Source organism: Sphingobium sp. SA2 (assembly GCF_032227065.1).
Lineage (GTDB): Bacteria > Pseudomonadota > Alphaproteobacteria > Sphingomonadales > Sphingomonadaceae > Sphingobium.
Genome location: NZ_JAPMXX010000006.1, coordinates 918,096 through 942,330, shown reverse-complemented (window position 1 = coordinate 942,330; position 24,235 = coordinate 918,096). Strand labels below are relative to the sequence as shown.

At 63.8% G+C, this 24,235-nt stretch carries 24 protein-coding genes and 1 tRNA gene; 16 read left to right on the top strand and 9 right to left on the bottom strand.

Going from position 1 to position 24,235, the window contains the following annotated elements; translation table 11 throughout:
- Positions 1-76: 76 nt before the first annotated feature.
- The 3 genes from OVY48_RS12200 to gltB all read left to right on the top strand — a co-directional run bounded on the left by OVY48_RS12200 (position 77) and on the right by gltB (position 7,138).
- Positions 77-886, top strand: a complete 810-nt coding sequence (locus OVY48_RS12200) for an undecaprenyl-diphosphate phosphatase (RefSeq protein WP_096062317.1) — start codon at positions 77-79, stop codon at positions 884-886.
- Positions 887-1,051: 165 nt separating this feature from the next.
- Positions 1,052-2,497, top strand: coding sequence for an NAD(P)-dependent oxidoreductase (locus tag OVY48_RS12195; RefSeq protein ID WP_313923038.1), 1,446 nt, complete (start codon positions 1,052-1,054; stop codon positions 2,495-2,497).
- Between the two features lie 102 nt (positions 2,498-2,599).
- Complete coding sequence (gene gltB / locus OVY48_RS12190) at positions 2,600-7,138, top strand: glutamate synthase large subunit (protein ID WP_313923037.1); 4,539 nt, start codon at positions 2,600-2,602, stop codon at positions 7,136-7,138.
- 4 nt (positions 7,139-7,142) lie between these two features.
- On the opposite strand, the gene OVY48_RS12185 is transcribed toward gltB, so the two are convergent.
- On the bottom strand, positions 7,143-7,670 hold the full coding sequence (locus OVY48_RS12185) for a hypothetical protein (protein ID WP_313923036.1): 528 nt from the start codon (positions 7,668-7,670) through the stop codon (positions 7,143-7,145).
- Positions 7,671-7,817: 147 nt separating this feature from the next.
- On the opposite strand from OVY48_RS12185, the gene OVY48_RS12180 reads away from it, so the two are divergent.
- The 6 genes from OVY48_RS12180 (at position 7,818) to OVY48_RS12155 (ending at position 11,860) form a co-directional block, all read left to right on the top strand.
- Positions 7,818-7,904: transfer RNA gene (locus tag OVY48_RS12180), tRNA-Leu, on the top strand.
- Between the two features lie 171 nt (positions 7,905-8,075).
- Positions 8,076-8,579 (top strand): ferritin-like domain-containing protein, encoded by a 504-nt coding sequence (locus OVY48_RS12175; RefSeq protein WP_313923035.1) that lies wholly within the window; start codon positions 8,076-8,078, stop codon positions 8,577-8,579.
- A gap of 73 nt (positions 8,580-8,652) precedes the next feature.
- Positions 8,653-9,228, top strand: a complete 576-nt coding sequence (locus OVY48_RS12170) for an SRPBCC family protein (protein WP_313923034.1) — start codon at positions 8,653-8,655, stop codon at positions 9,226-9,228.
- Positions 9,228-10,430 (top strand): zinc-dependent alcohol dehydrogenase, encoded by a 1,203-nt coding sequence (locus OVY48_RS12165; protein WP_313923033.1) that lies wholly within the window; start codon positions 9,228-9,230, stop codon positions 10,428-10,430. The genes OVY48_RS12170 and OVY48_RS12165 overlap by 1 nt, the downstream gene beginning before the upstream one ends.
- Before the next feature lie 23 nt (positions 10,431-10,453).
- On the top strand, positions 10,454-10,672 hold the full coding sequence (locus tag OVY48_RS12160; protein WP_313923032.1) for a hypothetical protein: 219 nt from the start codon (positions 10,454-10,456) through the stop codon (positions 10,670-10,672).
- Between the two features lie 78 nt (positions 10,673-10,750).
- Positions 10,751-11,860 (top strand): Gfo/Idh/MocA family oxidoreductase, encoded by a 1,110-nt coding sequence (locus tag OVY48_RS12155; RefSeq protein WP_313923031.1) that lies wholly within the window; start codon positions 10,751-10,753, stop codon positions 11,858-11,860.
- 50 nt (positions 11,861-11,910) lie between these two features.
- On the opposite strand, the gene OVY48_RS12150 is transcribed toward OVY48_RS12155, so the two are convergent.
- Positions 11,911-12,228, bottom strand: a complete 318-nt coding sequence (locus OVY48_RS12150; RefSeq protein ID WP_313923030.1) for a hypothetical protein — start codon at positions 12,226-12,228, stop codon at positions 11,911-11,913.
- A gap of 307 nt (positions 12,229-12,535) precedes the next feature.
- The gene (locus OVY48_RS12145; protein ID WP_313923029.1) at positions 12,536-12,901 is read right to left on the bottom strand and encodes a hypothetical protein; all 366 of its coding nucleotides are present in this window, start codon (positions 12,899-12,901) and stop codon (positions 12,536-12,538) included.
- Positions 12,902-13,433: 532 nt separating this feature from the next.
- Here OVY48_RS12145 and hisC point away from each other — a divergent pair.
- Both hisC and OVY48_RS12135 read left to right on the top strand, forming a co-directional pair.
- Entirely contained in the window at positions 13,434-14,531 is a 1,098-nt protein-coding gene (gene hisC / locus OVY48_RS12140) for a histidinol-phosphate transaminase (RefSeq protein WP_313923027.1), read from the top strand.
- 4 nt (positions 14,532-14,535) lie between these two features.
- Positions 14,536-15,441 (top strand): prephenate/arogenate dehydrogenase family protein, encoded by a 906-nt coding sequence (locus OVY48_RS12135; protein WP_313923026.1) that lies wholly within the window; start codon positions 14,536-14,538, stop codon positions 15,439-15,441.
- Here the strand turns inward: OVY48_RS12135 and OVY48_RS12130 are convergent.
- Genes OVY48_RS12130 through ftsE form a run of 4 tightly spaced genes read right to left on the bottom strand, consistent with a single transcriptional unit; the run spans position 15,435 to position 18,304 of the window.
- Positions 15,435-16,142 (bottom strand): lysophospholipid acyltransferase family protein, encoded by a 708-nt coding sequence (locus OVY48_RS12130; RefSeq protein ID WP_313923025.1) that lies wholly within the window; start codon positions 16,140-16,142, stop codon positions 15,435-15,437. The two genes, OVY48_RS12135 and OVY48_RS12130, sit on opposite strands and share 7 nt — an antisense overlap.
- A gap of 19 nt (positions 16,143-16,161) precedes the next feature.
- Positions 16,162-16,692, bottom strand: a complete 531-nt coding sequence (locus OVY48_RS12125) for a YdcF family protein (protein ID WP_313923024.1) — start codon at positions 16,690-16,692, stop codon at positions 16,162-16,164.
- Positions 16,689-17,597, bottom strand: a complete 909-nt coding sequence (locus OVY48_RS12120) for an FtsX-like permease family protein (RefSeq protein ID WP_313923023.1) — start codon at positions 17,595-17,597, stop codon at positions 16,689-16,691. The genes OVY48_RS12125 and OVY48_RS12120 overlap by 4 nt, the downstream gene beginning before the upstream one ends.
- Positions 17,594-18,304 (bottom strand): cell division ATP-binding protein FtsE, encoded by a 711-nt coding sequence (gene ftsE / locus OVY48_RS12115; RefSeq protein WP_313924765.1) that lies wholly within the window; start codon positions 18,302-18,304, stop codon positions 17,594-17,596. Before ftsE ends, OVY48_RS12120 begins: the two co-directional genes overlap by 4 nt.
- A gap of 182 nt (positions 18,305-18,486) precedes the next feature.
- On the opposite strand from ftsE, the gene OVY48_RS12110 reads away from it, so the two are divergent.
- Positions 18,487-19,272, top strand: coding sequence for an MJ0042-type zinc finger domain-containing protein (locus tag OVY48_RS12110; RefSeq protein ID WP_313923022.1), 786 nt, complete (start codon positions 18,487-18,489; stop codon positions 19,270-19,272).
- 113 nt (positions 19,273-19,385) lie between these two features.
- Here the strand turns inward: OVY48_RS12110 and OVY48_RS12105 are convergent, their stop codons facing one another.
- Both OVY48_RS12105 and OVY48_RS12100 read right to left on the bottom strand, forming a co-directional pair.
- Entirely contained in the window at positions 19,386-20,291 is a 906-nt protein-coding gene (locus OVY48_RS12105) for a pirin family protein (RefSeq protein WP_313923021.1), read from the bottom strand.
- Positions 20,291-20,578, bottom strand: coding sequence for a BolA family protein (locus tag OVY48_RS12100; RefSeq protein ID WP_313923020.1), 288 nt, complete (start codon positions 20,576-20,578; stop codon positions 20,291-20,293). The genes OVY48_RS12105 and OVY48_RS12100 overlap by 1 nt, the downstream gene beginning before the upstream one ends.
- Positions 20,579-20,622: 44 nt before the next feature.
- Here OVY48_RS12100 and OVY48_RS12095 point away from each other — a divergent pair, with 44 nt between their 5' ends.
- The 4 genes from OVY48_RS12095 to OVY48_RS12080 all read left to right on the top strand — a co-directional run bounded on the left by OVY48_RS12095 (position 20,623) and on the right by OVY48_RS12080 (position 24,226).
- The gene (locus tag OVY48_RS12095) at positions 20,623-21,243 is read left to right on the top strand and encodes a molecular chaperone DnaJ (protein ID WP_313923018.1); all 621 of its coding nucleotides are present in this window, start codon (positions 20,623-20,625) and stop codon (positions 21,241-21,243) included.
- A gap of 180 nt (positions 21,244-21,423) precedes the next feature.
- Complete coding sequence (locus OVY48_RS12090; RefSeq protein WP_313923017.1) at positions 21,424-22,716, top strand: Hsp70 family protein; 1,293 nt, start codon at positions 21,424-21,426, stop codon at positions 22,714-22,716.
- Positions 22,717-22,802: 86 nt separating this feature from the next.
- Positions 22,803-23,810: a cobaltochelatase subunit CobS gene (cobS, locus tag OVY48_RS12085; RefSeq protein WP_037472772.1), complete on the top strand. Its 1,008-nt coding sequence runs from the start codon at positions 22,803-22,805 to the stop codon at positions 23,808-23,810.
- On the top strand, positions 23,810-24,226 hold the full coding sequence (locus OVY48_RS12080; RefSeq protein WP_313923015.1) for an OsmC family protein: 417 nt from the start codon (positions 23,810-23,812) through the stop codon (positions 24,224-24,226). Before cobS ends, OVY48_RS12080 begins: the two co-directional genes overlap by 1 nt.
- Positions 24,227-24,235 lie beyond the last annotated feature (9 nt).

Genomic DNA, 24,235 nt, shown 5'->3' with positions numbered 1-24,235 from the left:
GGACACCCCTCCACCGCCGCTTCGCGGCGGTCCCCCTCCCCTTGCAGGGGAGGATCAAACTGGAGCCTGCCTACCCATGGACCTGCATTATCTGACCGTCATCCTGCTCGGCATCGTCGAGGGGCTGACCGAGTTTCTGCCGGTGTCCTCCACCGGGCATCTTATCCTCGCCAGCGAATTGCTCGGCTATGATTCCGCGACCTGGGCGATGTTCAACGTCGTGATCCAGCTGGGGGCGATCCTGGCGGTGGTGGTACTCTATTGGCGCACCTTCTGGGCGGTGGGTATGGGACTATTGCGGCGCGAGCCGGTCAGCTGGCGCTTCCTGCGCAATCTGCTGATCGCCTTTATCCCCTCGGCCGTCATCGGCCTGGCGCTGCATGACTATATCGAGATCATGCTGGGCGCGCCGCAGGTCGTCGCCTGGGCCTTGATCGTCGGCGGCATCGCGATCCTGTTGATCGAGCGCGCGGTCAAGGACCAGCGTTTTCACGGCATCGCCGATATTCCCATGGTGCGCGTGCTGGCGATCGGCTTCATCCAGTGCCTGGCGATGGTGCCCGGCGTCAGCCGGTCGGGCGCGACGATCATGGGCGCGTTGATGCTGGGCGTGGAACGGCGCACGGCGGCCGAGTTCAGCTTTTTCCTCGCCATCCCGACGATGTTGGGCGCGACTGCGCTGGAACTGATCAAGAAGGGCGACCGGATCACCAGCGCCGCGGTGGGCTGGGACAGCATCGCGCTGGGCTTTGTCGTCTCGTTCATCGTCGCCTTGCTGGTCATTCGCTGGTTCGTCGGGCTGGTGTCAAAACATGGCTTCGCCCCCTTCGCCTGGTATCGAATCATCGCCGGGATTGCGGCCCTAATCTGGCTGGGCGCAAGATAGGACCGAAACGGTCTATTTATCATGCGGTTTGTTGCGATCATTTCGCAATTAACCTAGTTAACTGCGATTTTATAGTCAGCATTGCTGTCCTAAATGCCAGAATCCGCGTGACTCCGCGGGTTTTTATGCTATGCGCGCCGCTGAAACTTTAGTCAGGGGCGAGCGATGGCCGACAATCCGATGCTGAAATTCGTGGGCAAGGGACAAGCCTACCCGGAAAAGCGCGCAGCCGATGACCGCGCCGATGATTTTCTGGAAATCAGCCGCAGCTTCATTCTCGACAAGGCGGAGGAGCAGGCGTCGCGCTGTTCGCAATGCGGCGTGCCTTATTGCTCGACCCATTGCCCGCTGCACAACCATATCCCCGACTGGCTGCGCCTGACCGCCGAAGGCCGCCTGCGCGAAGCCTATGAACTGTCGAACCTGACCAGCACCATGCCCGAAATCTGCGGCCGCATCTGCCCGCAGGATCGCTTGTGCGAGGGCAATTGCGTCATCGAATTTTCAGGGCACGGCGCCGTCACCATCGGCTCGGTCGAAAAATACATCACCGACACTGCCTGGAAGGAAGGCTGGGTCGAACCCTTGGTCGCGGGCAAGCCCACCGGCCAGTCGATCGGCGTCATCGGTGCGGGGCCTGCGGGTCTCACCACAGCGGAGTATCTCTGTGCGGCGGGGCATGAGGTGCATGTCTATGACCGGCATGATCGTGCTGGCGGCCTGCTGACCTATGGCATCCCCGGCTTCAAGCTGGAAAAGGACATCGTCATGCGCCGCGTCCAGCGGTTGAAGGATGGCGGCATCGTCTTTCACGAGAATTTCGAAGTCGGCCGCGACGCGACGCTCGAAGCCCTGCGCGAGAAGCATGACGCGATCCTGATCGCGACCGGCGTCTACAAGCCGCGCGACATCCGCGCGCCGGGTGTCGGCGCGCCGGGCGTGGTCAAGGCGCTCGATTATCTCACCGCCTCCAACAAAGCCGGGTTCGGCGATGCCGTGCCGGAGCATGAAGACGGCACGCTGCTGGCGACGGGCAAGAATGTCGTCGTCATCGGCGGTGGCGACACCGCGATGGACTGCGTCCGCACCGCGATCCGCCAGGGGGCCAAGTCGGTGAAGTGCCTCTATCGCCGCGACCGCGACAATATGCCAGGGTCACAGCGCGAAGTCGCCAATGCCGAGGAAGAAGGCGTCGAATTCGTCTGGCTGACCGCGCCGATCGCGTTCGAAGGCACCGATCATGTGACCGGCGTCAAGGTCACCAAGATGCGTCTTGGCGCCCCCGACGCCTCCGGCCGCCGCGCACCCGAACCCGATCCCGGCAGCGAACATACGCTGGAGGCCGACCTGGTCATCAAGGCGCTGGGCTACGATCCCGAAGAACTGCCCAAGCTGTTCGGCGCGGACGACCTGTCGGTCACCCGCTGGGGCACGCTGCGCGTCGATCACAAGACGATGATGACCAGCGTGGACGGCGTGTTCGCAGCGGGCGACATCGTGCGCGGCGCATCGCTGGTGGTGTGGGCGATCCGTGATGGCCGCGATGTGACCGAACATATGCACAAATATCTCAAGGCGAAGGCAAAAACCCGCGAGAGCGTCGCGGCCTAAGCCCCCTCATTCCACCCCAGCCCGTTCGGTTCGAGCTTGTCGAGAACGAGGCGCGGGGGTTCTCGACAAGCTCGAACCGAACGGAAAAATAGGATGGCGATCATGACTGACACTCCCTTCATGGCAAGCCCCGAAGAACGCGCGCGGATCGCCGCCGAGGGCATGTATCATCCCGACCTGGAAGGCGATGCCTGCGGCGTCGGCCTCGTCGCCGCCACTGATGGCCGTCCCAGCCGCCGCGTGGTCGCCTCCGCGATCGATGCGCTGAAAGCCGTGTGGCATCGGGGCGCGGTCGATGCCGATGGCAAAACCGGCGATGGCGCGGGCATCCATGTCGATCTGCCGGTGCGCTTCTTTGACGACGCCATTGCGGACTCCGGCCACAAGCCACTGCCCAACCGCCTTGCCGTCGGCATGATCTTCCTGCCGCGCACGGATCTGTCCGCGCAGGAAACCTGCCGCACCATCGTCGAGAGCGAGATCATCGACGCGGGCTACACCATCTATGGCTGGCGCCAGGTGCCAGTGGACGTATCCGTCATCGGCGAGAAGGCGCAGCGCACGCGCCCCGAAATCGAGCAGATCATGATCGCCGGGCCGATGCCCGAAGAGCGCGACCAGGCCGAGTTCGAAAAGGATCTGTACCTCATCCGCCGCCGGATCGAGAAGCAGGTGATCGCGGCGCAGATCAACGACTTTTACGTCTGTTCGCTGTCGTGCCGGTCGATCATCTACAAGGGGCTGTTCCTCGCGGAATCGCTATCGGTCTTCTATCCCGACCTGCAGGATGAGCGGTTCGAAAGCCGCGTCGCGATCTTCCATCAGCGCTATTCGACCAACACCTTCCCGCAATGGTGGCTGGCCCAGCCGTTCCGCACGCTTGCCCATAATGGCGAGATCAACACGATCCGCGGCAACAAGAACTGGATGAAGAGCCACGAGATCAAGATGGCGAGCCTCGCCTTTGGCGAGCAGTCGGAGGACATCAAGCCGGTGATCCCGGCGGGCGCGTCCGACACCGCTGCGCTCGACGCCGTGTTCGAGGCGATCTGCCGCTCTGGCCGCGATGCGCCGACCGCCAAGCTGATGCTGGTGCCCGAAGCCTGGCAGAGCGAAAGTGCCGAACTGCCCAAGCCCCATGCCGACATGTATGAATATCTCGCCTCCGTCATGGAGCCGTGGGACGGCCCCGCCGCGCTGGCGATGACCGACGGCCGCTGGGTCGTGGCAGGCGTCGATCGCAACGCGCTGCGCCCGCTGCGCTACACGCTGACCGGCGACAATCTGCTGATCGTTGGGTCCGAAACCGGCATGGTCGTGGTTCCCGAAACGACCATCGTGCGCAAGGGCCGCATGGGTCCGGGCCAGATGATCGCGATCGACCTGCAGGAAGGCGAGCTGTATGACGACGCCGCGATCAAGGACCGCATCGCCGGTGAGCGCCCCTATGGCGAGCTGATCAAGGATTTCATGGCGATCGGCGATCTGACCGACGCGCCGACCGCCCTGCCCGGCTGGGACAAGGCGGAACTGACGCGGCGGCAGGTGGCGGCCAATCTGACGCTGGAGGATCTGGAACTGATCCTGGCCCCCATGGTCGAGGATTCAAAGGAAGCCATCGGATCGATGGGCGACGACACGCCGCTTGCCGTCATTTCCGACAAGCCGCGCACGATCAGCCATTTCTTCCGCCAGAATTTCAGTCAGGTCACCAACCCCCCGATCGACCCGCTGCGCGAACGGCATGTGATGAGCCTGAAAACGCGCTTTTCCAACCTGCACAATATTTTGGAGCAGGATGCGCAGAACAGCCATGTGCTGGTGCTGGAATCGCCAGTGCTCACCAGCGCCGAATGGGCGCGGTTGAAGGCGCATTTCGGCCCGGCCGTGGCGCAGATCGACTGCACCTTCCCCGCCAGCGGCGGGCAGGAGCAGTTGCGCGCGGCGATCGCCCGCATCCGCGAGGAAGCCGAGCAGGCGGTCCGCGAAGGCCGCACCGAAATCTTCCTGACCGACGAAAATGTCGATGCCGATCGTGCCGCGATAGCAGGCGTGCTGGCGGCGGCGGCGGTCCACACCCATCTGGTGCGCAAGGGGCTGCGTTCCTATGCGTCGATCAACGTGCGCTGTGCCGAAGCGGTCGACACCCATTATTTCGCCGTGCTGATCGGTGTCGGCGCGACCACGGTGAATGCCTATCTGGCCGAAGCCAGCATTGCCGACCGCCATGCGCGCGGCCTATTCGGCGACCTCTCGCTCGACGCCTGTTTCGAACGCTATCGCACGGCCATCAACGAAGGCCTGCTCAAGATCATGTCCAAAATGGGCATCGCGGTCATCAGCAGCTATCGTGGCGGCTATAATTTCGAAGCGGTCGGGCTTTCGCGCGCGCTCGTCAATGATCTCTTCCCCGGCATGCCGGCGAAGATTTCGGGCGAAGGCTATGCCTCGCTCCACTACAGCGCGATGCTGCGGCACGAAAAAGCCTTCGACAGCGCGGTCGTCCGCCTGCCGATCGGCGGCTTCTACCGCCAGCGCGACGGCGGCGAGGCGCATGCCTATTCGGCGCAGCTGATGCACTTGTTGCAGACCGCGGTCGGGACCGACAGCTATTCGACCTATCTGCAATTTTCGCGCGGCGTCCGCGATTTGCCGCCCGTCTATCTGCGCGACCTGATGGAGTTCAATTTCGCCCGCGAAGCCGTGCCGATCGACGAGGTGGAAGCCACTACCGAGATCCGCAAGCGCTTCGTAACGCCCGGCATGTCGCTCGGCGCGCTCTCGCCCGAAGCGCATGAGACGCTGGCCATCGCCATGAACCGGATCGGGGCCAAGGCCGTGTCCGGCGAAGGCGGCGAGGATGCCAACCGCTTCAAGCCCTATGAAAATGGCGACAACGCCAATTCGGTGATCAAGCAGATCGCTAGCGGTAGGTTCGGCGTCCATGCCGAATATCTGGCATCGGCCGAGGAAATCGAGATCAAGGTCGCCCAAGGGGCCAAGCCCGGCGAAGGCGGGCAGTTGCCCGGCTTCAAGGTGACCGAGTTCATCGCCAAGCTGCGCCATTCGACGCCCGGCGTGACGCTCATCTCGCCGCCGCCGCATCACGACATCTATTCGATCGAGGATCTGGCTCAGCTTATCTACGACTGCAAGATGATCAATCCGCGCGCGCGGGTCTGCGTCAAGCTGGTGAGCCAGGCGGGCATCGGCACGGTCGCGGCGGGCGTGGCGAAGGCGCATGCCGACGTCATCCTGATCGCGGGCCATGTCGGCGGCACAGGTGCCAGCCCGCAGACCAGCATCAAATATGCCGGTACGCCCTGGGAAATGGGCCTGTCGGAAGCCAATCAGGTGTTGACCCTCAACGGGTTGCGGCACCGCGTAAAGCTGCGCACAGATGGCGGGCTCAAGACCGGGCGCGACATCGTGATCGCGGCGATCCTGGGTGCGGAAGAGTTCGGCATCGGCACGCTCAGCCTCGTCGCGATGGGCTGCATCATGGTGCGCCAATGCCACAGCAACACCTGCCCCGTGGGCGTGTGCGTGCAGGATGAAAAGCTGCGGCAGAAATTCACCGGGACGCCCGAAAAGGTCATCAACCTGATGACCTTCATCGCCGAAGAGGTACGCGAAGTGCTGGCGCGGCTGGGCTTCCGCAGCCTGGACGAAGTGATCGGGCGGACGGAGTTGCTCAAGCAGGTCAATCGCGGGGCCGAGCATCTCGATGATCTGGATCTCAACCCGATCCTGGCCAAGGTCGATGCCCCCGATGACCAGCGCCGTTTTTCGCTGACCCAATGGCGCAACGACGTGCCCGACAGCCTGGACGCGCAGATGATGCGCGATGCCAAGGCGGTGTTCGAGCGTGGCGAGAAGATGCAGCTGACCTATACGGTGCGCAACACGCACCGCGCGGTCGGCACGCGGCTCTCCTCGGCGGTGACCGACAAGTTCGGCATGTCGACGCTGGCCGACGGGCATCTGACCGTGCGGCTGCGCGGGTCGGCGGGCCAGTCGTTGGGCGCGTTTCTGTGCAAGGGCATCACGCTCGAAGTATTTGGCGACGCCAATGACTATGTCGGCAAGGGCCTGTCGGGCGGCATCATCGTCGTGCGCACGACCGTCTCCAGCCCGCTGACGAGCAAGGACAACACCATATTGGGCAATACCGTCCTCTATGGCGCGACCAGCGGCAAGCTGTTCGCGGCGGGGCAAGCCGGTGAACGCTTCGCTGTCCGCAATTCGGGCGCGCAGGTCGTGGTCGAAGGCTGCGGTGCCAATGGCTGCGAATATATGACCGGCGGCACGGCGGTCATTCTGGGCAAGACCGGGGCCAATTTCGGCGCGGGCATGACCGGCGGCATGGCCTTCATCCTCGACGAAGATGGCAGCTTCCCGTCGCGCGCCAACCCCGAAGGCATCGTCTGGCAGCGGCTGGAAAGCGCGCATTGGGAGGCCGAGCTGAAAGCGCTGATCGCCCAGCATGCGGTGTCGACCGACAGCAAATGGTCGAATACCATATTGGATGATTGGGATCGCTGGCGTCGCTATTTCTGGCAGGTGTGCCCGAAGGAAATGATCACGCGCCTCGCCCACCCGCTCAGCGACATGGCCGCGGAAGTCGTTGCTGCGGAGTAAGCGGTCAGGGGTGGTTGTGGTCGATCGTCGGCACGATGATCGGCTGCACCACCGCCTCTGGTGATATCGTCACCGGTTTCACCATAGGGTCGGCCACAGCGACTTTCGACCGACTCAACCGATCCAATTGCGGATGGCTGACCGGCTGTTCCGATGCCGCATCGTGCATCAGCGAGTCATCGGTCGCTGGATGGTCCTGTGCCAGATAGTCCTGTACGTACGGGTCGCTGCTGCCTTCGATCAGGCCATCACTGTCCATCCCCGCCATGTCGGCGGCAAAGCGCCGTTCCGTCAAAGTCGGGCCGCAACCGGTGCAGCGAATCACCGCTGGTCCCCGGTCGCCTGTGCCGCTGTCTCCGAACATCGACGCGGTACGTCCCGCCTCGACATAGGAATTATCCTCGTCTGGGCTCCATTCCTCGGCGGAAACGGCTGTTTTCTGCGGGCTGGTGACATAGCTTCCAAGCCCCAGTCCCATCGCAACCGATGCCGCCAGGGTCATGCCCGACATCATCCACCATTGCCCTGGCATCGCGCGCCTCACCTTCCCACGATCATTATATCGACCCAATCTCATCAATCATAACGCAGATGCAGATAGGTTGTTGCATGGGGCAAAAGCCTTTGCTAATGGCCACCGCCTACCAGATGCCGGCCCTGCCGGTTTCCCTTTGAGTGTGCGGTCGTGGCGGAACTGGTAGACGCGCAACGTTGAGGTCGTTGTGGCCGAAAGGCCGTGGAAGTTCGAGTCTTCTCGACCGCACCACCCCCCCCATAGCCGGTCGGTTTACCCGATCGATGCGCCCAAAGCGTCGATCCCCTCTGCAACAAACGCATTGATCCAGATCATGTTGGGCGGTTTTGCAGGAACCGCGCTTCGCCCCCACGCGCTCCACGCCCATGTTGGACATGCCGTCCGGCGATGTGGAGAACAGCGATGTCGACCCCTGAAAGCCTGCAAGACGTCTATATCGACGAACTGAAAGACCTCTGGTCCGCGAATGACCAGATGCTCAAGGTCATCAAGAAAATCACCGCCAAAGCCAGTGACGCCTCGTTGAAAGACATGCTGACGAAGAGCCAGGACGGCATCGCCAGCCATACGGCTATCCTGAAAGAATTGATCGCCGGGCAGGATGAGAAAGTCTCCAAGGACCATTGCAAGGGCATGGAAGGCCTCGCCGCCGAAGCGATCAAGCATGTGATCGAAGAAGGGCCGGACAAAGGCCCCGTCCTCGATGTCCTCATCATCGCGCAATATCAGCGCATGACCCATTATGGCATCGCCGGGTTCGGCACCGCCGCCGCCTTCGCCAAGGCCCTCGGCCTCAAGGACGACAATAAGAAGCTGCGCGACGCGACCAAGGATATCTACGCAAGCGACGCCTTCATGACCAAACTCGCGGAAACCTCGGTCAATCTTGAGGCCGAAGACGCCTGATCGCGCGCCGTCCGCCCGGCCCGTCCGGGCGGATGGCCCCTTCCCGTCTGCACATGACGACAGGAGAACAGCCATGACGATCGCACAGGATGACGCCCCCGCGACAACCTCCAAAGACAAAGAGGTGCGCGCGCAGGAGGTGGATACGCTGCCCCAACCCAAAGGCGACACGCTGCTCGGCCGAACGGTCACCATCAATCGCCCGCGTGCCGAATTGTTCGCCTATTGGGCGGACCTCACCAACCTGCCCACCTTCATGGACAATGTCGAACGCATCGACATGCTGTCCGACACCCGCTCCCATTGGGTGGTCAAGGCACCGGCGGGCAAGACCGTCGAGTGGGATGCCGTCATCACCGACAAGCGCGAAGGCGAACTGATCGCCTGGGCCTCGACCGACGACGCCGACGTCCCCAATAGCGGCCGCATCGAATTTCGCGACGCGGGCGACCGGGGCACCATCGTCACCGCGACGATCGCCTATGACCCGCCCGCCGGCATCATCGGCAAGGTCGTCGCCAAATTGTTCCAGCGCGAACCCGCCATTCAGGCACGGCGCGACCTTCGCCGGTTCAAACAACTGATGGAAACCGGCGAAATCGCCACGGCCGCCTGGACCCAAAAGCAATTGCAAGAGGAGAAAGCCTGATGCGCGCGCTCACTTGGCACGGCAAACATGACGTGCGCGTCGATACCGTCGACGATCCCGAAATCCTCAACCCGCGCGACGCGATCATCAAGATCACGTCCACCGCCATCTGCGGCTCCGACCTGCATCTCTATGACGGCTATATCCCCACCATGAAAGCGGGCGATATCCTCGGCCATGAATTCATGGGCGAAGTGGTCGAAACCGGCCCCGGATCGACGCTCAAGAAAGGCCAGCGCGTCGTCGTCCCCTTCACTATCGCCTGTGGCAGTTGCTATCATTGCGGCAAGCATCAATATTCCGCGTGCGACAATGGCAATCCGGCCGACAATCAGGACATCGGCCAGGAGATGTACGGCCAGCCCATGTCCGGCCTGTTCGGCTACAGCCATCTGACCGGCGGCTATGCCGGGGGCCAGGCCGAATATGTCCGCGTGCCGTTCAGCGACGTCGGCCCGATCGTCGTGCCGGACGGCCTCACCGATGAGCAAGTCCTGTTCCTGTCGGACATCCTGCCCACCGGATGGCAGGCGGCGGAAAATGCCGACATCGAACCCGGCGATACCGTCGCCGTCTGGGGCTGCGGCCCGGTCGGCCTTTTCGCGGTGCAATCGGCTTTCCTCATGGGCGCGCATCGCGTCATCGCCATCGATCACTTCCCGCACAGGCTGGAACTGGCCAGACGCTTCGGCGCCGAGACGATCAATTTCGAGGAATCGAAAACCTATGAAGCGCTGATGGAAATGACCGGCGGCATCGGCCCCGATGCCGTGATCGACGCGGTAGGCCTCGAAGCCCATGGTTTCTTCGTCGATAATGTCGTCGATCAGATCAAGGCGTCCCTGTTCCTGGGCACCGACCGCATCCATTCGATCCGCCAGGCGATCCACGCCTGCCGCAAGGGCGGCCGCGTCTCGATGCCCGCCGTCTATGGCGGCTTCGTCGATAAATTCCCCTTGGGCGCGTTCATGGAAAAGGGGCTGACGCTCAAGACCGGCCAGACCAGCGTGCAACATTATATGCCCGCGCTGCTCAACGCGATCGTCGAAGGCCAGATCGACACGACCTTCCTGATCTCCCATCGCATGAGCCTGGAAGACGCGCCCAAAGGCTACAAGATGTTTCACGACAATCAGAATGAAGTGACCAAGATCGTCCTGAAACCCGATTTTGCGCCTTCGTCAAACATCGCGACCGAATAGCCGAAACATATTGGAGACCCGACATGCCAAACAATGAAAACGGGCGCGATCCCGCCGCCGCCCAGGATGAAGAAATGCCCCGCCGGGGTCCGATGGGCGACGTCATTCCCAATGACGACGATCCCGATCCCCGGACCCACGGCGGCAAGCCGCAGGAAGATGTCGAGGATCGGCCAAATGTCGGCACGGTAACACCGGAGGATTATCCGGCACGCGATCGCGCCGACTCTCGGCCGGACTGATCAGCAAAAGGGTGGGCTTTGCCATTTGTATGGGTTATTATTGACGCAAATCGGCAAACCGACCCTTGGGAGATGAGCATGACGGACGAAGGCATCGTGACGCGACGGACCTTGATGGCCGGGGTCGGCCTTGGCATTGCAGCGGCGGGCATGCCCGCGCTGGCGGCCACGCCCGGCCGCAAGCTCGGCTATGCGATCGTCGGGCTGGGTTCTTACGCCACCAAGCAGATCATGCCCGCCTTCGCCGGATGCGACCATGCCCGGATCAGCGCTTTGGTCAGCGGCACCCCGGCCAAGCTGGAACAATATGGCGCGCAATATGGCGTGCCCAAGACGCATCACTACAGCTATGAGACGTTCGACCGTATCGCCGACAATCCCGATATCGACGCGGTCTACGTGATCCTCCCCAACAGCATGCACGCCGAATATACGATCCGCGCGGCGCGGGCGGGCAAGCATGTGATGTGCGAAAAGCCGATGGCGATATCGGTCGCCGAATGCGAGGCGATGATCGCGGCCTGCCGAACGGCGGGCAAGAAGCTGATGATCGGCTATCGATCGCGCTTCGAACCCCATAATCAGCTGGCGATCGAACTGGCGCGCGGCGGCCATGTCGGGCCGACGCGGATCATCACCGCCGAACATGGCTTCCCTATACAGCCGGGCCAATGGCGGGTGGACAAGCCCCTGTCGGGCGGTGGATCATTGATGGATATCGGCATCTACAGCCTCAATGCCGTGCGCTATCTGACCGGTGAGGAGCCGGTGGACGTCATGGCGATCGAATCGACCGACCGCACCGACCCGCGCTTCCGCACCGTGGAAGACCGCATCACCTTCCTGCTGCGCTTCCCGTCGGGGATCGAGGCGACCTGCGTGTCCAGCTACAGCTCGGCGCATAACAGCTATCGCGTGATCGGGACGCAGGGATGGATCGATATGGAACCCGCCACCCCTTATAGCGGCCATGCGATGCGCATCCGCAAGGACGGCAAAGTCACCGACCGCACCCTGCCGCCATCGCCCAAAACGCAATTTGCAGGCCAGCTCGACCATCTCGCGCAAGCGGTGCTGAACGGCACGCCCGTCATCGTGCCCGGCGAAGAGGGCCTGGCTGACCTCCGAGTCATCGAAGCCATCTACCGCTCCGCCCGCGAGGGCCGCCGCGTGAGTTTGAAAGCATGATGGCATGACGGAAAGGGGTGGATGGTGGACTGTCAGCTTTCAGGCGAGGATTACGGGTTAGCTGCCTCTCGCTCTATCCTCGGCGGCAATAGTTTCATGGCTTCTTGAGCAAGTGCCCTTACGTCGGCTGACCTCGGATCGGATCGTAGAGCATCGCGCTGCCAGAAGTCAGCATGTTTCTCGCCACTTAACCCTTCCAGAGCATCGTTCAGTGCGTAAAGGGCTTCCACTTGCTCGACAGAAAGTTCACCCGCTCCCAGCATGTTTTCCACCGAGATGAAGTAATCCTCAAACTGTAGGGCAAGTTCATCACACTCATAGGCTGACGAATCACCTTCCACGGCAAGCGGAAGCAGCAAGTCGTCCAAGTAGGCCTGTTGCTCCTCGGCGGGCGCTGCCAAGTGGCAGGTCGCTCCCCTTAGATGCTCGTATCGCGTCAGCATAGCTGCACACTAACGTCCAATATTAGTAAGTGCCAGCAAGACGATAAGCGTCGGAGCTTGGTCGTTCTGGGCTGGGCGGCTCTACGCTGAAGAACCGAACAGGCAGTTATCCGGCGGGCTGTGCTCGATAGGCGCGAGGATCGGCGATCAGGATTAGGAAGCCGCTGTCGCCGACAATCCGTCTGACCCGTGGCAACACGATCTAAAGGCCAAAACGGCGTCTAACTCGCTGCTACCAAGATGACGACTTGACCGGGTCGAAAGGCTCGCCTCCAAGACGCGCAGCAGGATAACCCGAAAAGACGATGCTGAGCATTTGCTTGGTCAAGCCGTCCGGAATAGGAATGGCTGCAGAACTAGATACCTGAAGCACGCCGTCAATGAACACCTCCAACGTTCGTCCGTTTCCCCATATGACGAGGTTATCGGGGGTCCATTCTATATCGCCCGGATTTCCTTCCTCAAATCCTCCGGAAGTTTTCAAGGTGATGGTTGATCGAACTGGAACCTCGAACTCGTCACACCACGGCTCAAGCCAGACAATCAGTCTGTCAGGCCCCGGATTGCTCAAACCCCATTGGTGATCGGCAGTTGTCATTAAACGTCAGCATTCCAGATGAGGATGATCTGCATTGTTCCATCTTATGGCGGTGAATGGATGTCCGCTATCGAGAAAGTATGGCCGATTTTGGTCGTCAACGGATATACCAAAAACCCACCGCGCTGCAGATCGGCAGGGGGTGGGCCAGCGCAACGGTCGAAAAAGGCCGACTGCCCGCCTCGACACCACACCCTTAAGGCCAGTCGCCGTCCCCAACCAACCCCCTTCCAATGTAGGATTTTCTCTGGTCTATCCTCTGCGATGCGCCAGTCCTCCACCCGTTCCACACCGCCTTCTACCGACCCCCGACCCGCCCCCGTCGCGTCGGTGTCGCATGCATGGCGCGTCGCTATCGCGTCCGTGTCGCGTCGCCCGGACCTTGCCATGGCTTTCCCGGTACAATTCGGACCAATCCGCCCCGAAAATCGACCCTGCAACGGTGTGAATTTCATCCTGTGACCCTAAACACCCCAAATCCCCGCGCGGTCTGCCGCTTTGCCTTTGGCGCGGAAGGCGTTAAAGCGCGGCCATGACATATCCCGCTCCCAAGGACTGGATCCTGGGCATTTCGCCCTATATCCCCGGTAAATCCGCCGCCGACGATGGCCGCCCGCTGATCAAGCTGTCGGCCAATGAAAATCCGCTGGGCACTGGCGCTGCCGCGCGGGCCGCGCTGGTTGCGGCGACCGCCGATCTTGCCAGCTATCCCGATCCCGCCGCGACCCGGTTGCGCGAGGCGATCGGCGCGGTGCATGGGTTGGACCCGGCGCAGATCATCTATGGCACAGGCTCCGACGAACTGCTGCACATCGCGGCCAGTGCCTATGCGGGTCCGGGCGATGAAATCCTCTATGTGCGCTATGGCTTTGCGGTCTACGACATTGCGGCCCGCCGGGTCGGCGCGACGCCCGTGATCGCGCCCGACAAGGACTATGCGACCGACGTGGACGCGCTGCTGGCTGCCGTGACCGACAAGACCAAGGTCGTGTTCCTCGCCAACCCCAACAACCCCACCGGCACGATGACCGGCCGCGAAGAAATTGCCCGGCTGCATGCGGGCCTGCGCCCCGACATATTGCTGGTGCTGGACCAGGCCTATGCCGAATATCTCGACGCGGGCGAGGATGATGGCGGCCTGGACCTGGCGAAGAATGCCACCAACATATTGGTCACGCGCACCTTTTCGAAAATCTATGGCCTGGCGGCCGAGCGGATCGGCTGGGGCTATGCCTGCCCGGCGATCATCGAAATTCTCCACCGCATCCGCGCGCCGTTCAATGTGACGACGGCGGGACAGGCCGCCGCCATCGCCGCGATCAACGACAGTGCCTGGGTCGAATCGAGCCGCACGCATAATGCGCGTTGGCGCGAATGGCTGGCGGGCGAAGTCGGTGCCTTGTCCAACCACGGCCTGCGCGTCGTGCCGAGCAAGACCAATTTCCTGCTGATCCTGTTCGACGGCAAATTGACCGCCGAAGCCGCGATGAAGGGGTTGTGGGACGAAGGCTATGCGACCCGCTGGCTGCCCGGCCAGGGGCTGCCCAACGGCCTGCGCATCACCATCGGCACCAAGGCGCAGACCCGCGCGGTCGCCGCCAAGCTGCGCGCCATGGCGGAAGCGGCCTGATAGGATGCTGCCTTTCGCTCGCGTCACCATCATCGGCCTGGGGCTGATCGGCTCCTCGCTCGCCCGCGCGATCCGGGCGAACATGCCCACGGTGCGGGTGACGGGCCATGACGCCGACCCGCAGGTGCGCGAGACCGCACGGCGGATCGACCTGTGCGACGATGTGACCGATACGGCGGGGGCGTCCGTGACCGACGCGGATCTGGTGATATTATGCGTGCCCGTCCGCGCGATGGGCGCGGTCGCCACCGAGATCGCCGACGATCTGCCCGCCGATGCGATCGTCAGCGATGTGGGGTCGTGCAAGGCCGACGTGCTGGCGCAGCTTGCCGCGGCGCTGCCGGGGCGGACGATCATCCCGGCGCATCCCGTTGCGGGAACCGAAAATAGCGGGCCGGAAGCGGGCTTCGCCACGCTGTTCAAGGGCCGCTGGTGCATCGTCACGCCCCCCGCCGATGCCGATCCGGCCGCGGTCGAGCGGGTCGCCGAATTGTGGCGGCGGATCGGCGCGGACGTCGAATTGATGGACCCGGCACATCATGACCTGGTGCTGGCGGTGACCAGCCATTTGCCCCACCTAATCGCCTACACCATCGTTGGGACGGCGAGCGATTTGGAAAATGTCACCCAGTCCGAAGTGATCAAATATTCGGCCGGCGGTTTTCGCGACTTCACCCGCATTGCGGCGTCGGACCCGACCATGTGGCGCGACGTGTTCCTGGCGAACAAGGATGCGGTGCTGGAAATGCTGCAGCGTTTTTCGGAGGATCTATCTGCGCTGCAAAGGGCGATCCGCTGGAATGACGGCGACGCGCTTTTCAACCTCTTTACCCACACCCGCGATATTCGCCGTTCGATCATCGAACAGGGGCAGGATGACGCTAAGCCGGATTTCGGCCGCGCTCACTGAGGCAAGGCGGATGGCGGGTTCAGCGCGTTGATCGCGGCGTGGACACGGGTTTCCGCTTCGCGCCGGTCGAGGCCGGTGGGGACGATCTCCCCCACCTTATAGGTGATGGTGCCCGACCGTTTGAGGAATTTGCCGCGCGGCGACACCCGGCCGCTGTCGATCGCGATCGGCACGACCGGCAGGCCGAGCAGGACATAGAGGCCCGCAAAACCGGCCTTGAGCGGTGGCGCTTCGCCATGGGGGACGCGGGTGCCTTCGGGGAAAACGCACACCGCCCGCCCCTGCGCATTGGCGTCGCGGGCGGCGGCGCGCAGCACCCGCATGGCGCTCGCCCCGCCACTACGCTCGATGGGGATGAGGCCATAGCGCTGGGCGACGCGGCCCCACAGCGGAATGTCGAGCAATTCCCGCTTGGCGACGACAGCCGGACGATCGAACAGGCAGAGCATGTCGATCGTTTCGAACATCGATTCATGCTTGACGATATAGAGATAGGGACCAAGCGGCAGGTCGCCGACGACCTTGACCTTCTGCCCCAGCAGCCAATGCGCGCACAGGCGATGGAAGCGGCTCCACCCCGTCCCGATCCGCAGCACTGCCTCGGTACTGAACGACCCCAGCAGCAGGGCCGCCAGCACGAAGAACAGGCTGCCGGAATAGAAGACCAGCGTGAAGGCGAGCGAGCGGATCGCGGTGAGCATGAGCAGATATGCGCCTTTGTCAGATGCCGAGCAGCGCAGCCCCGCGCCGCAGCAGATATTTATTATATTCGCGCACCAATATCGTGAGGCTAGGGCGGCTGGGCACCGCGTCATAGACGATCGCGACCCGCTCCGGCAACGCCTGCCGCAACTCCAGCGCGGCGCGGCGCATATGCCAGTCCGTGGTGATCAACCGCACGGTCTTGTAATCGCGCCGCTCCAGCCAGCGGGCGGTCTCGATCGCGTTGGAGCGGGTGTCGATCGCTTCGCGGCCAAGCGTGATGCAGCAGGCGAACAGCGCTTCGGGCGTATCATATTCGGCGGCCAGTTCGCCCGGACGCACGGAGCGGTCGACCCCGGAGATCAGCATCCGCTTGGCGGTATCGGCTTCCAGCAAGGCGATGCCCCGGTCGATCCGCCCCGCTCCGCCGGTCAGGACGACGATCGCGTCGGTGGGGCGGCTGTCGAGCGGCTGGGGTAGCAGGACCGCGAACCAGATGAAGCCCAGCATCCAGCCCAGCAGGCTGACGGCGAACAGGCGGACGATCACAGCGCGCGGCCCAGCGCGCGCAGCACGGTCCAGCGCGCGGTGAGGACAGCGAGGAGCACGCCCGCCACCGGCAGCAGCGCGAGCAGCGCCCAGCCGGTCCCGTCGAGCGCCACCGCCCCCAGCAGATCGGAGCCGGTCGCATCGAGGCGCAGGCCGATGACGAGAAGGGTGGCAACCGCAAAGGCGAAGCCGAGCACGCCGCCCAACAGCGCGTCGAGGCCGATGCGCCATTGGAACAGCCGGGCGATCTGCACATCGGTCGATCCCATCAGATGCAGCACGTCGATCGTCCCGCGATGGCTGTCATGCGCGGCGCGCGCCGCCAGCACGACGACTGCGCCGGTTGCGACCGTCATCAGCACGACGACGCCGACCGCCAGCCAGCCGAGCGCGGTGAGCAGTCCGGCGAGCGGGAGCAGGAACGCCGCATGGGGTTCGATCCGCAGGCTGGGCGCGATGCTGCCGAGCAGGCGGCGCAACCGATCGACCTTTGCCTCCGTCGCGCCGGGGGTGAGCGTCACATCGATGAGCGCGGGCACCGGCAGGTCGGCACTGGCGGCATCCTCGCCCAGCCAAGGGCGCAACTGGTCGGCGAGCGCGGCGGGATCGACCGGGGTTGCGGCGCGCACTTCGCTGGCCTGGCGCAACGCCTGGAGCGTGCGGGCGGCGAGCTGGTCGCGCACGGCGGCATCGGCCTCTACTACCTGCACGCTGGCGCGTCCGGCGAGGTCCGCGCTCATCGCCTGGACGGCTGCACCCAGCGCCAGCCCGGCGGCGGCCGACAGGACGGTCAGGAACATCATGATGGCGATGATCCACGGCATGGGTCCGGCGAGCCGCCCGCCCGGCAGCAGGCGATGGCGCGCGGCGGCGGCGGCGCGGCGGCTGGCGCGCGAACTGCTCATTCGGCCTGCCGGGACCGGGCCGGATAGCGCAGCGACCCGGTGGGATCGGCAAGCCGCCCCTTGTCCAGCCGCATCATCTGCGCGCCGGTGACCTGGCTCATCAGCGGGAGGTCGTGGGTGGCGACGACGATGGTGGTGCCCAGGCGATTGAGCGCTTCGAACAGGGTCAGCAGCCGCCGCGCCATATCGGCATCGACGTTGCCGGTCGGTTCGTCAGCGACCAGGATTTCGGGACGGCCGATCACGGCGCGGGCGATGGCGACCCGCTGCTGCTCTCCGCCCGACAGGGTGGCGGGGCGCGCCTGGCCGCGATTACCAAGGCCGACCCAGCTCAACATTTCGGCGACCGGTGCGTCGATCTCCTTCTCCTCCATCCCCGCCACGCGGAGCGGGAGGGCGATATTGTCATAGGCCGACAGATGCGGGACGAGGCGGAAATCCTGAAACACCACGCCGATGCGACGGCGGAAGCCGGGCAGGCGGGTGCGCGGCAGGGTGACGACATCTTCGCCGAACAGGCGGATGACGCCGCGGCTGGGCCGCTGGGCGAGATAGAGGAGTTTGAGCAGCGACGTCTTGCCCGCGCCGGACGCGCCGGTCAGGAAATAAAATCCACCGGCCGCCAGCGAAAAGCTGACGTCCGACAGGGTTTCACTGTCCAGACCATAGCGCAGGCCGACATTTTCGAACTGGACGATGGCCGTCATGTCAGATTGATGGCGCGTCATGCGCTCCCTGCTTCCCCGGAGGCCCCGCCATGGCACAGCGGGCAGGTCGCCGTAAAGCCCGCGCCGGGAAAAGGGGCGAGTCGCGAGACTGGATGACAGTGGTGTGACGTGCCCGATGCTTGCCGCTTGCGCGCGAGTCCCTGCCATGCCTATGAAGCGTCATGATCCTGCTATGTCCCCATTGCGCGACACGCTATGTCGTGCCGGACAGCGCCGTCGGCCCGAATGGCCGCCAGGTGCGATGTGCCGCCTGCAAGCATAGCTGGTTCCAGGAGCCTGCCATCCTGCCCGGACGGGCGGACGAGCCAGCGGACGCCGCGCCGCCGCCGGTGGCAGTGCCGCCATCGCCGGAACCAGCGCCCGTGGCCCCGCCGGTCGAGGCGGTTCCAGACACGCAAGCCGCCGAGCCGGTTGCGCCGGAGCCTTCGGCGCCAGCGAACAACCGCTTCGACGACATTTATGCCGGTGCGCCCGTCGGCCGGGCGGAGGAAAGCGAACCCGCGCCTGCCACGCCGGTCAAGCGCCGCCGCAATGTCCTGAAATTATGGACCTATGCCGCCGTCGCCTTTGCCCTGGTCGTGGCAGCGGCGGGCGGCGCGCTCTATTATTTCGGGCCGCCGGGATGGGCGGTCAGCATGGGACTGGTCGCTGAAGAGGGCGATCCCGACCTGCTATTCTACCTTTCCAAACCCGCCGAGCGGCGCAAGCTGCCGACGGGCGAGGAATATTTCGCCTTTGGCGCGCGGATCGTGAACAGCGGGACGCAGGCGTTGCCGGTGCCGCCGGTGCTGGTGCAGTTGCGCGACCGGCAGAATAGGTTGGTGTTCAGTTGGACCACCAAGGCGGACAAGGCCCGGTTGAAGCCGGGCGAAGAAGCGTCGATCAATGAGAGCCGGATCGACATTCCCAAAAATGCCGAGAATTTGTCGCTGACTTTTGTGCAGTAAGGCCGTCCTACCATAGACCGTCATTGCCGCGCAGGCGGCAATCCATCTCCTAACCTATCGGCAGATTTGATGTCGGGAGATGGGTCCCCGCCTTCGCGGGGATGACGAGGTTTTCAGGGGTAGCTGACCGTCTTGGGTCGGCCTTGCGGGATCGGGATGAACTCCACATCGTCGCCGGGGATGAGGGGGAAGCGGAGGGCTTCCCAGTCTTCGCGCGCCTGCATCAAACGGTCGGGGCGGGACGAGACGAAATTCCACCAGACATGGCGGGGCGAGGTGAAGGCTTCGCCGCCGCACAGCATCACGCGGCCGCCATCGACGCTCATCAACGTGGCGCGGGTGCCGGGGCGCAGGACGTAGAGCGTCTGTGGCGTCAGCATCATGCCGTCGAGTGCGGCATCGCCGCCGGAGACATAGATGGCGCGTTCATCGGCCGACGGGTCGATCGGGATGCGGCCACCGGGCGAAAGCTGGATGTCGGCATAGATGGTCTGCGCATAAGTCGTGACCGGCGAGGTTTCGCCCCAGAGCGAGCCCATGATGACGCGGGCGCGGACCAGCCCGTCCTCGATCACCGGCAAGCCGGCTTCGCTGACATGCTCGAAGGCCGGGTCCATTTCTTCCAGCGCGTCGGGCAAAGCCAGCCAGGTCTGGATCGCGGACAATTTGGAGGCTTTGGCCCGTTCGTCGTCGGGCGAGCGTTCGCTATGGACGATGCCCTTGCCTGCCGTCATCAGGTTGATCGCGCCTGCTTCGATCAGCTGTTCGGTGCCCAGCGAATCGCGGTGGAGGAAGGCGCCTTCATACATATAGGTGACGGTCGACAGGTTGATGTGCGGATGGGGGCGCACGTCGATGCCATGGCCTGCATCCAGCTTTGCCGGGCCAGCCTGGTCGAAGAAGATGAAGGGGCCGACCATCGTGCGTCCCTTGGTCGGGAGCGAGCGGTGGACCTTGAAATCGCCCAGATTATGGGTGGTGGGCGCGATGCTTTGCAGGATGAGATCGTCCAGGGTCATCAGGCTTCTCCGGGGGCGCGGGCCTTGATCGCCAGCGCGTGGACCTTGTCGCGCAGCAGATCGGCCAGCGCGGTGTTGACGAGACGCTGACGCGCGACGCGGCTTTGCCCGGCGAAGCGATCAGCGACGATGTCGACGGTGAAATGGCTTTCGCCCGACCCGTCATGCCCGGCATGGCCGCGATGCTTTTCGCTGTCGTCGATCACGGCGAGCTGTTGCGGGTTCAGGGCGTCGCGCAGCCGCGCTTCGATTTCGGTGGCCACGGGGCCTTTCAGAATCTGGGTCATGGCCCCTATATAAACGCTTTGCCGCGTCATGCATCAGGACAAGTTTGTCGACCGACCCTTTCTCGAACCGTCGTTTCAACCGCTTTCATGGCCGGGTGGAAGGCGACCGCCCCTGCGCGGCGCCCGGATGCCCGGAACCCGGCGAGTTCCGCGCGCCCCCGGCCGAAGGCGCCGCGCGGCCGGGCGACGAGGGGCCGCGCTGGCGCTGGTTCTGCCTCGACCATGTGAAGGCGTTCAACCAGGGCTATAATTTCTTCACCGGCATGACACCCGACGAGATCGCGGCGGCGCAGCGCCCCTATGCCGGGTGGGAGCGGGAGACGCGCGCCTTTTCCGCCAATGCGCATAGTCCTTCGCCCAAATGGGCCGATTTCGTCGATCCGCTTGATGCGATCGGCGCGAAGTTCAAGGAACGGATGGCCAAGGCGCGTGCTGATGCGCAGGTGCGGCAGGATGGCCAATTTCTGTCGGCCGAGGATCGCAAGGCCTTGGGCGTCATGGGGCTGGGCATCGACACCGACCGCAAGGCGCTGCGGACGCGCTATACCCAGTTGCTGCGCCGCTATCACCCCGACCATAATGGCGGCGACCGCAGCCATGAGGGCGCGTTGCAGGGCGTGATCCAGGCCTATGCCCATTTGCGCAAGGCGGCGGTTTTCGCTTAGCTTCGCATATTTCCCGCTGTTTTCGATATTTTCGTTCGCCGTCTCATAATTTTATTACGCCACCTCTGGCCTCGACACTCTATGCTTATAGCGATCGGCGGCCTTGTAGGACAGAGGCTAGCCTTGCGGGCACACGGCGCGGCTGTCATAGCGCGCAGCCCCCTTCCCCGGAGATGAATCATGCAGGATGTGCCGCGCGCGCTGGGCCTAGATTTCGGCACGACCAACAGCGTCGTTGCCATCGCGACCGGCCAGCAGTCCGATCTGGTGGACTTTGTCGGCGATCAAGCGACCGGGGCGGTGTTTCGATCGGCCTTGTGCTTCTGGCATGAGGAAGGGGCTAAGGGCGGATTGGCGCATGAGGCGGGGCCGTGGGCGATCGCCGAATATATGGAATATCCCGAAGACAGCCGTTTTCTCCAGTCGTTCAAGTCAGTGGCCGCCAGCCCGATCTTCGAAACCGCCAATGTGTTTGAAAAGCGGTTCCGGTTCGAGGAACTGGGCGCGATGTTTCTGGACCGGATGGTCGGCCATGCAGGTGGCGCGCTGGCGACGCGGCCGGAGCGGATCGTGGTGGGGCGGCCTGTCGAATATGCCGGATCGCGTCCCGACGAAGCGCTGGCGCGCAAACGCTATGACGCAATGTTCGCCGGGTTCGGCACCGACATCCATTATGTCTATGAACCGCTGGGCGCGGCGTTCAGCTATGCCAGCCGCCTGACCGAACCCGCGACGATATTGGTCGCCGATTTCGGCGGCGGCACCAGCGATTTTTCGATCGTGCGGGTCGAAGCCCCCGGTGCCGCGCGACGCTGCGTGCCGCTGGGGTCGGCGGGCATCGGCATAGCGGGCGACCGGTTCGATTATCGGATCATGGACCATCTGGTGCTGCCGATGCTGGGCAAGGGCGGCAGTTATCAGTCGTTTGGCAAGACGCTGGAGATACCGCGCAGCCATTTCGCCGATTTCGCCGACTGGTCGCGGCTGGCGCTGATGCGCAACCGGCGGACGATGGACGAACTGGCGCGGCTGAAGAAGGCGGCGACCGACCCGGCGGCGATCGGCCGGATGATCACCGTGATCGAAAAGGAACTGGGCTATCCGCTTTATGATGCGGTGGGGTCGCTCAAGCGCGCCTTGTCCGACGCGGACAGCGCGACGTTCCGCTTTTCGGGCGGGGGGTTGGAGATAGAGCAGCAGGTGCAGCGGCGCGATTTCGAGGCGTGGATCGCGCCCGATATTGCGCGGATCGAGGCGACGGTGGACGCGGCGCTGGCCAAGGCGGGGGTGACGCCCGATGCGATCGATCGGCTGTTCCTGACCGGCGGATCGTCGCTGATCCCGGCCATTCGCGCGATCTTCCGCAAGCGCTTTGGCGAGGAACGGATTGCCAGCGGCGGCGAGCTGACCTCCATCGCCCATGGGCTGGCGTTGATCGGACAGGAAGCCAATCTGGCCGAATGGGCCGCTTGATCCGCGTAGGTCCAGACCCCATTGTCTCGACATAGCCTTCCTGGATCGGTTAGGGCTGGCATGACTCGCAGGAAGATGATGACCCGATGAACGATATTTCCAACGTCCAGCCCGATACCCGCGCCGAAACGCTGCTGGATGCCCCCGATCGGTTTGTGAACGCGCGCGATATGTTCGGCATCGACGTCGACATGCAGATCCCGGCCTTTTCGCAGGCCGACGAGCGCGTGCCCGACCTCGACCCCGCTTATGTGTTCGATCCCGACACCACGCTGGCGATCCTGGCGGGCTTTGCGTTCAATCGCCGCGTCATGGTGCAGGGCTATCATGGCACCGGCAAGTCGAGCCATATCGAGCAGGTCGCCGCGCGCCTGAAATGGCCGTGCATCCGCATCAACCTGGACGCGCATATCAGCCGTATCGACCTGGTCGGGCGCGACGCCATCGTCCTGAAAGAAGGGCAGCAGGTGACCGAGTTCAAGGAAGGGCTGCTGCCCTGGGCCTTGCAGCGGCCGGTCGCTTTGGTGTTCGACGAATATGATGCGGGGCGCCCCGACGTGATGTTCGTGATCCAGCGCGTGCTGGAAACCGATGGCAAGATGACGCTGCTCGACCAGAATCGCGTGATCCGGCCCAACCCCTATTTCCGCCTGTTCGCGACCGCCAATACGGTGGGCCTGGGCGATACGACCGGCCTCTATCATGGCACGCAGCAGATCAACCAGGGTCAGATGGACCGCTGGAACCTGGTCGTGGCGCTCAACTATCTGCCCGCCGCGACCGAGGCGCAGGTGGTGTTGGCCAAGTCCGGCGAATATGATCATGAGGGCGGCCGCAAGGAAGTCGAGAATATGATCAAGGTCGCCGAATTGACGCGGCAGGGCTTCATCAACGGCGATATTTCGACGGTGATGTCGCCGCGCACCGTGATCAGCTGGGCGCAGAATGCGCTGATCTTCAAGAATGTCGGTTTCGCCTTCCGCCTGAGCTTCCTCAACAAATGCGACGAGGCGGAGCGGGCGCTGGTGGCGGAATATTATCAGCGCGTATTCGGCAAGGATCTGCCCGAAAGCGTGGCCGGTCGGGCCGCCTGATGATCGTCGTCGAGCGGATCGCAGCGGACGGCACCGCGCACAAGATCAGCATCAGGGGGCATGAGATCGTCGCCGACATGGCCGCGCCCGATGGCGGGGATGACGGCCCGGATCCGCATGACCTCTATGATGCGGCGCTCGGCACCTGCAAGGCGATGACGATGCTATGGTATGCGCAGCGCAATGCCATTCCGGTCGAGGGCATCCATGTCGGCGTGATCCGCGATGCGAGCGAGGAGCGCAAGGGCCTCTATAAGCTGACCACGCGCATCGCGCTGACCGGGCCGTTGACTGACGAGCAGCATGAGAAACTGATCGCGGTCGCGGCGAAATGCCCGATCCACAAGTTGATGAGCGACGTAGAAACGCAGATCGAGACGATCGCCGTGCCGCGCACCGGCGACCCGGAAGGCTGATGGTGGGAC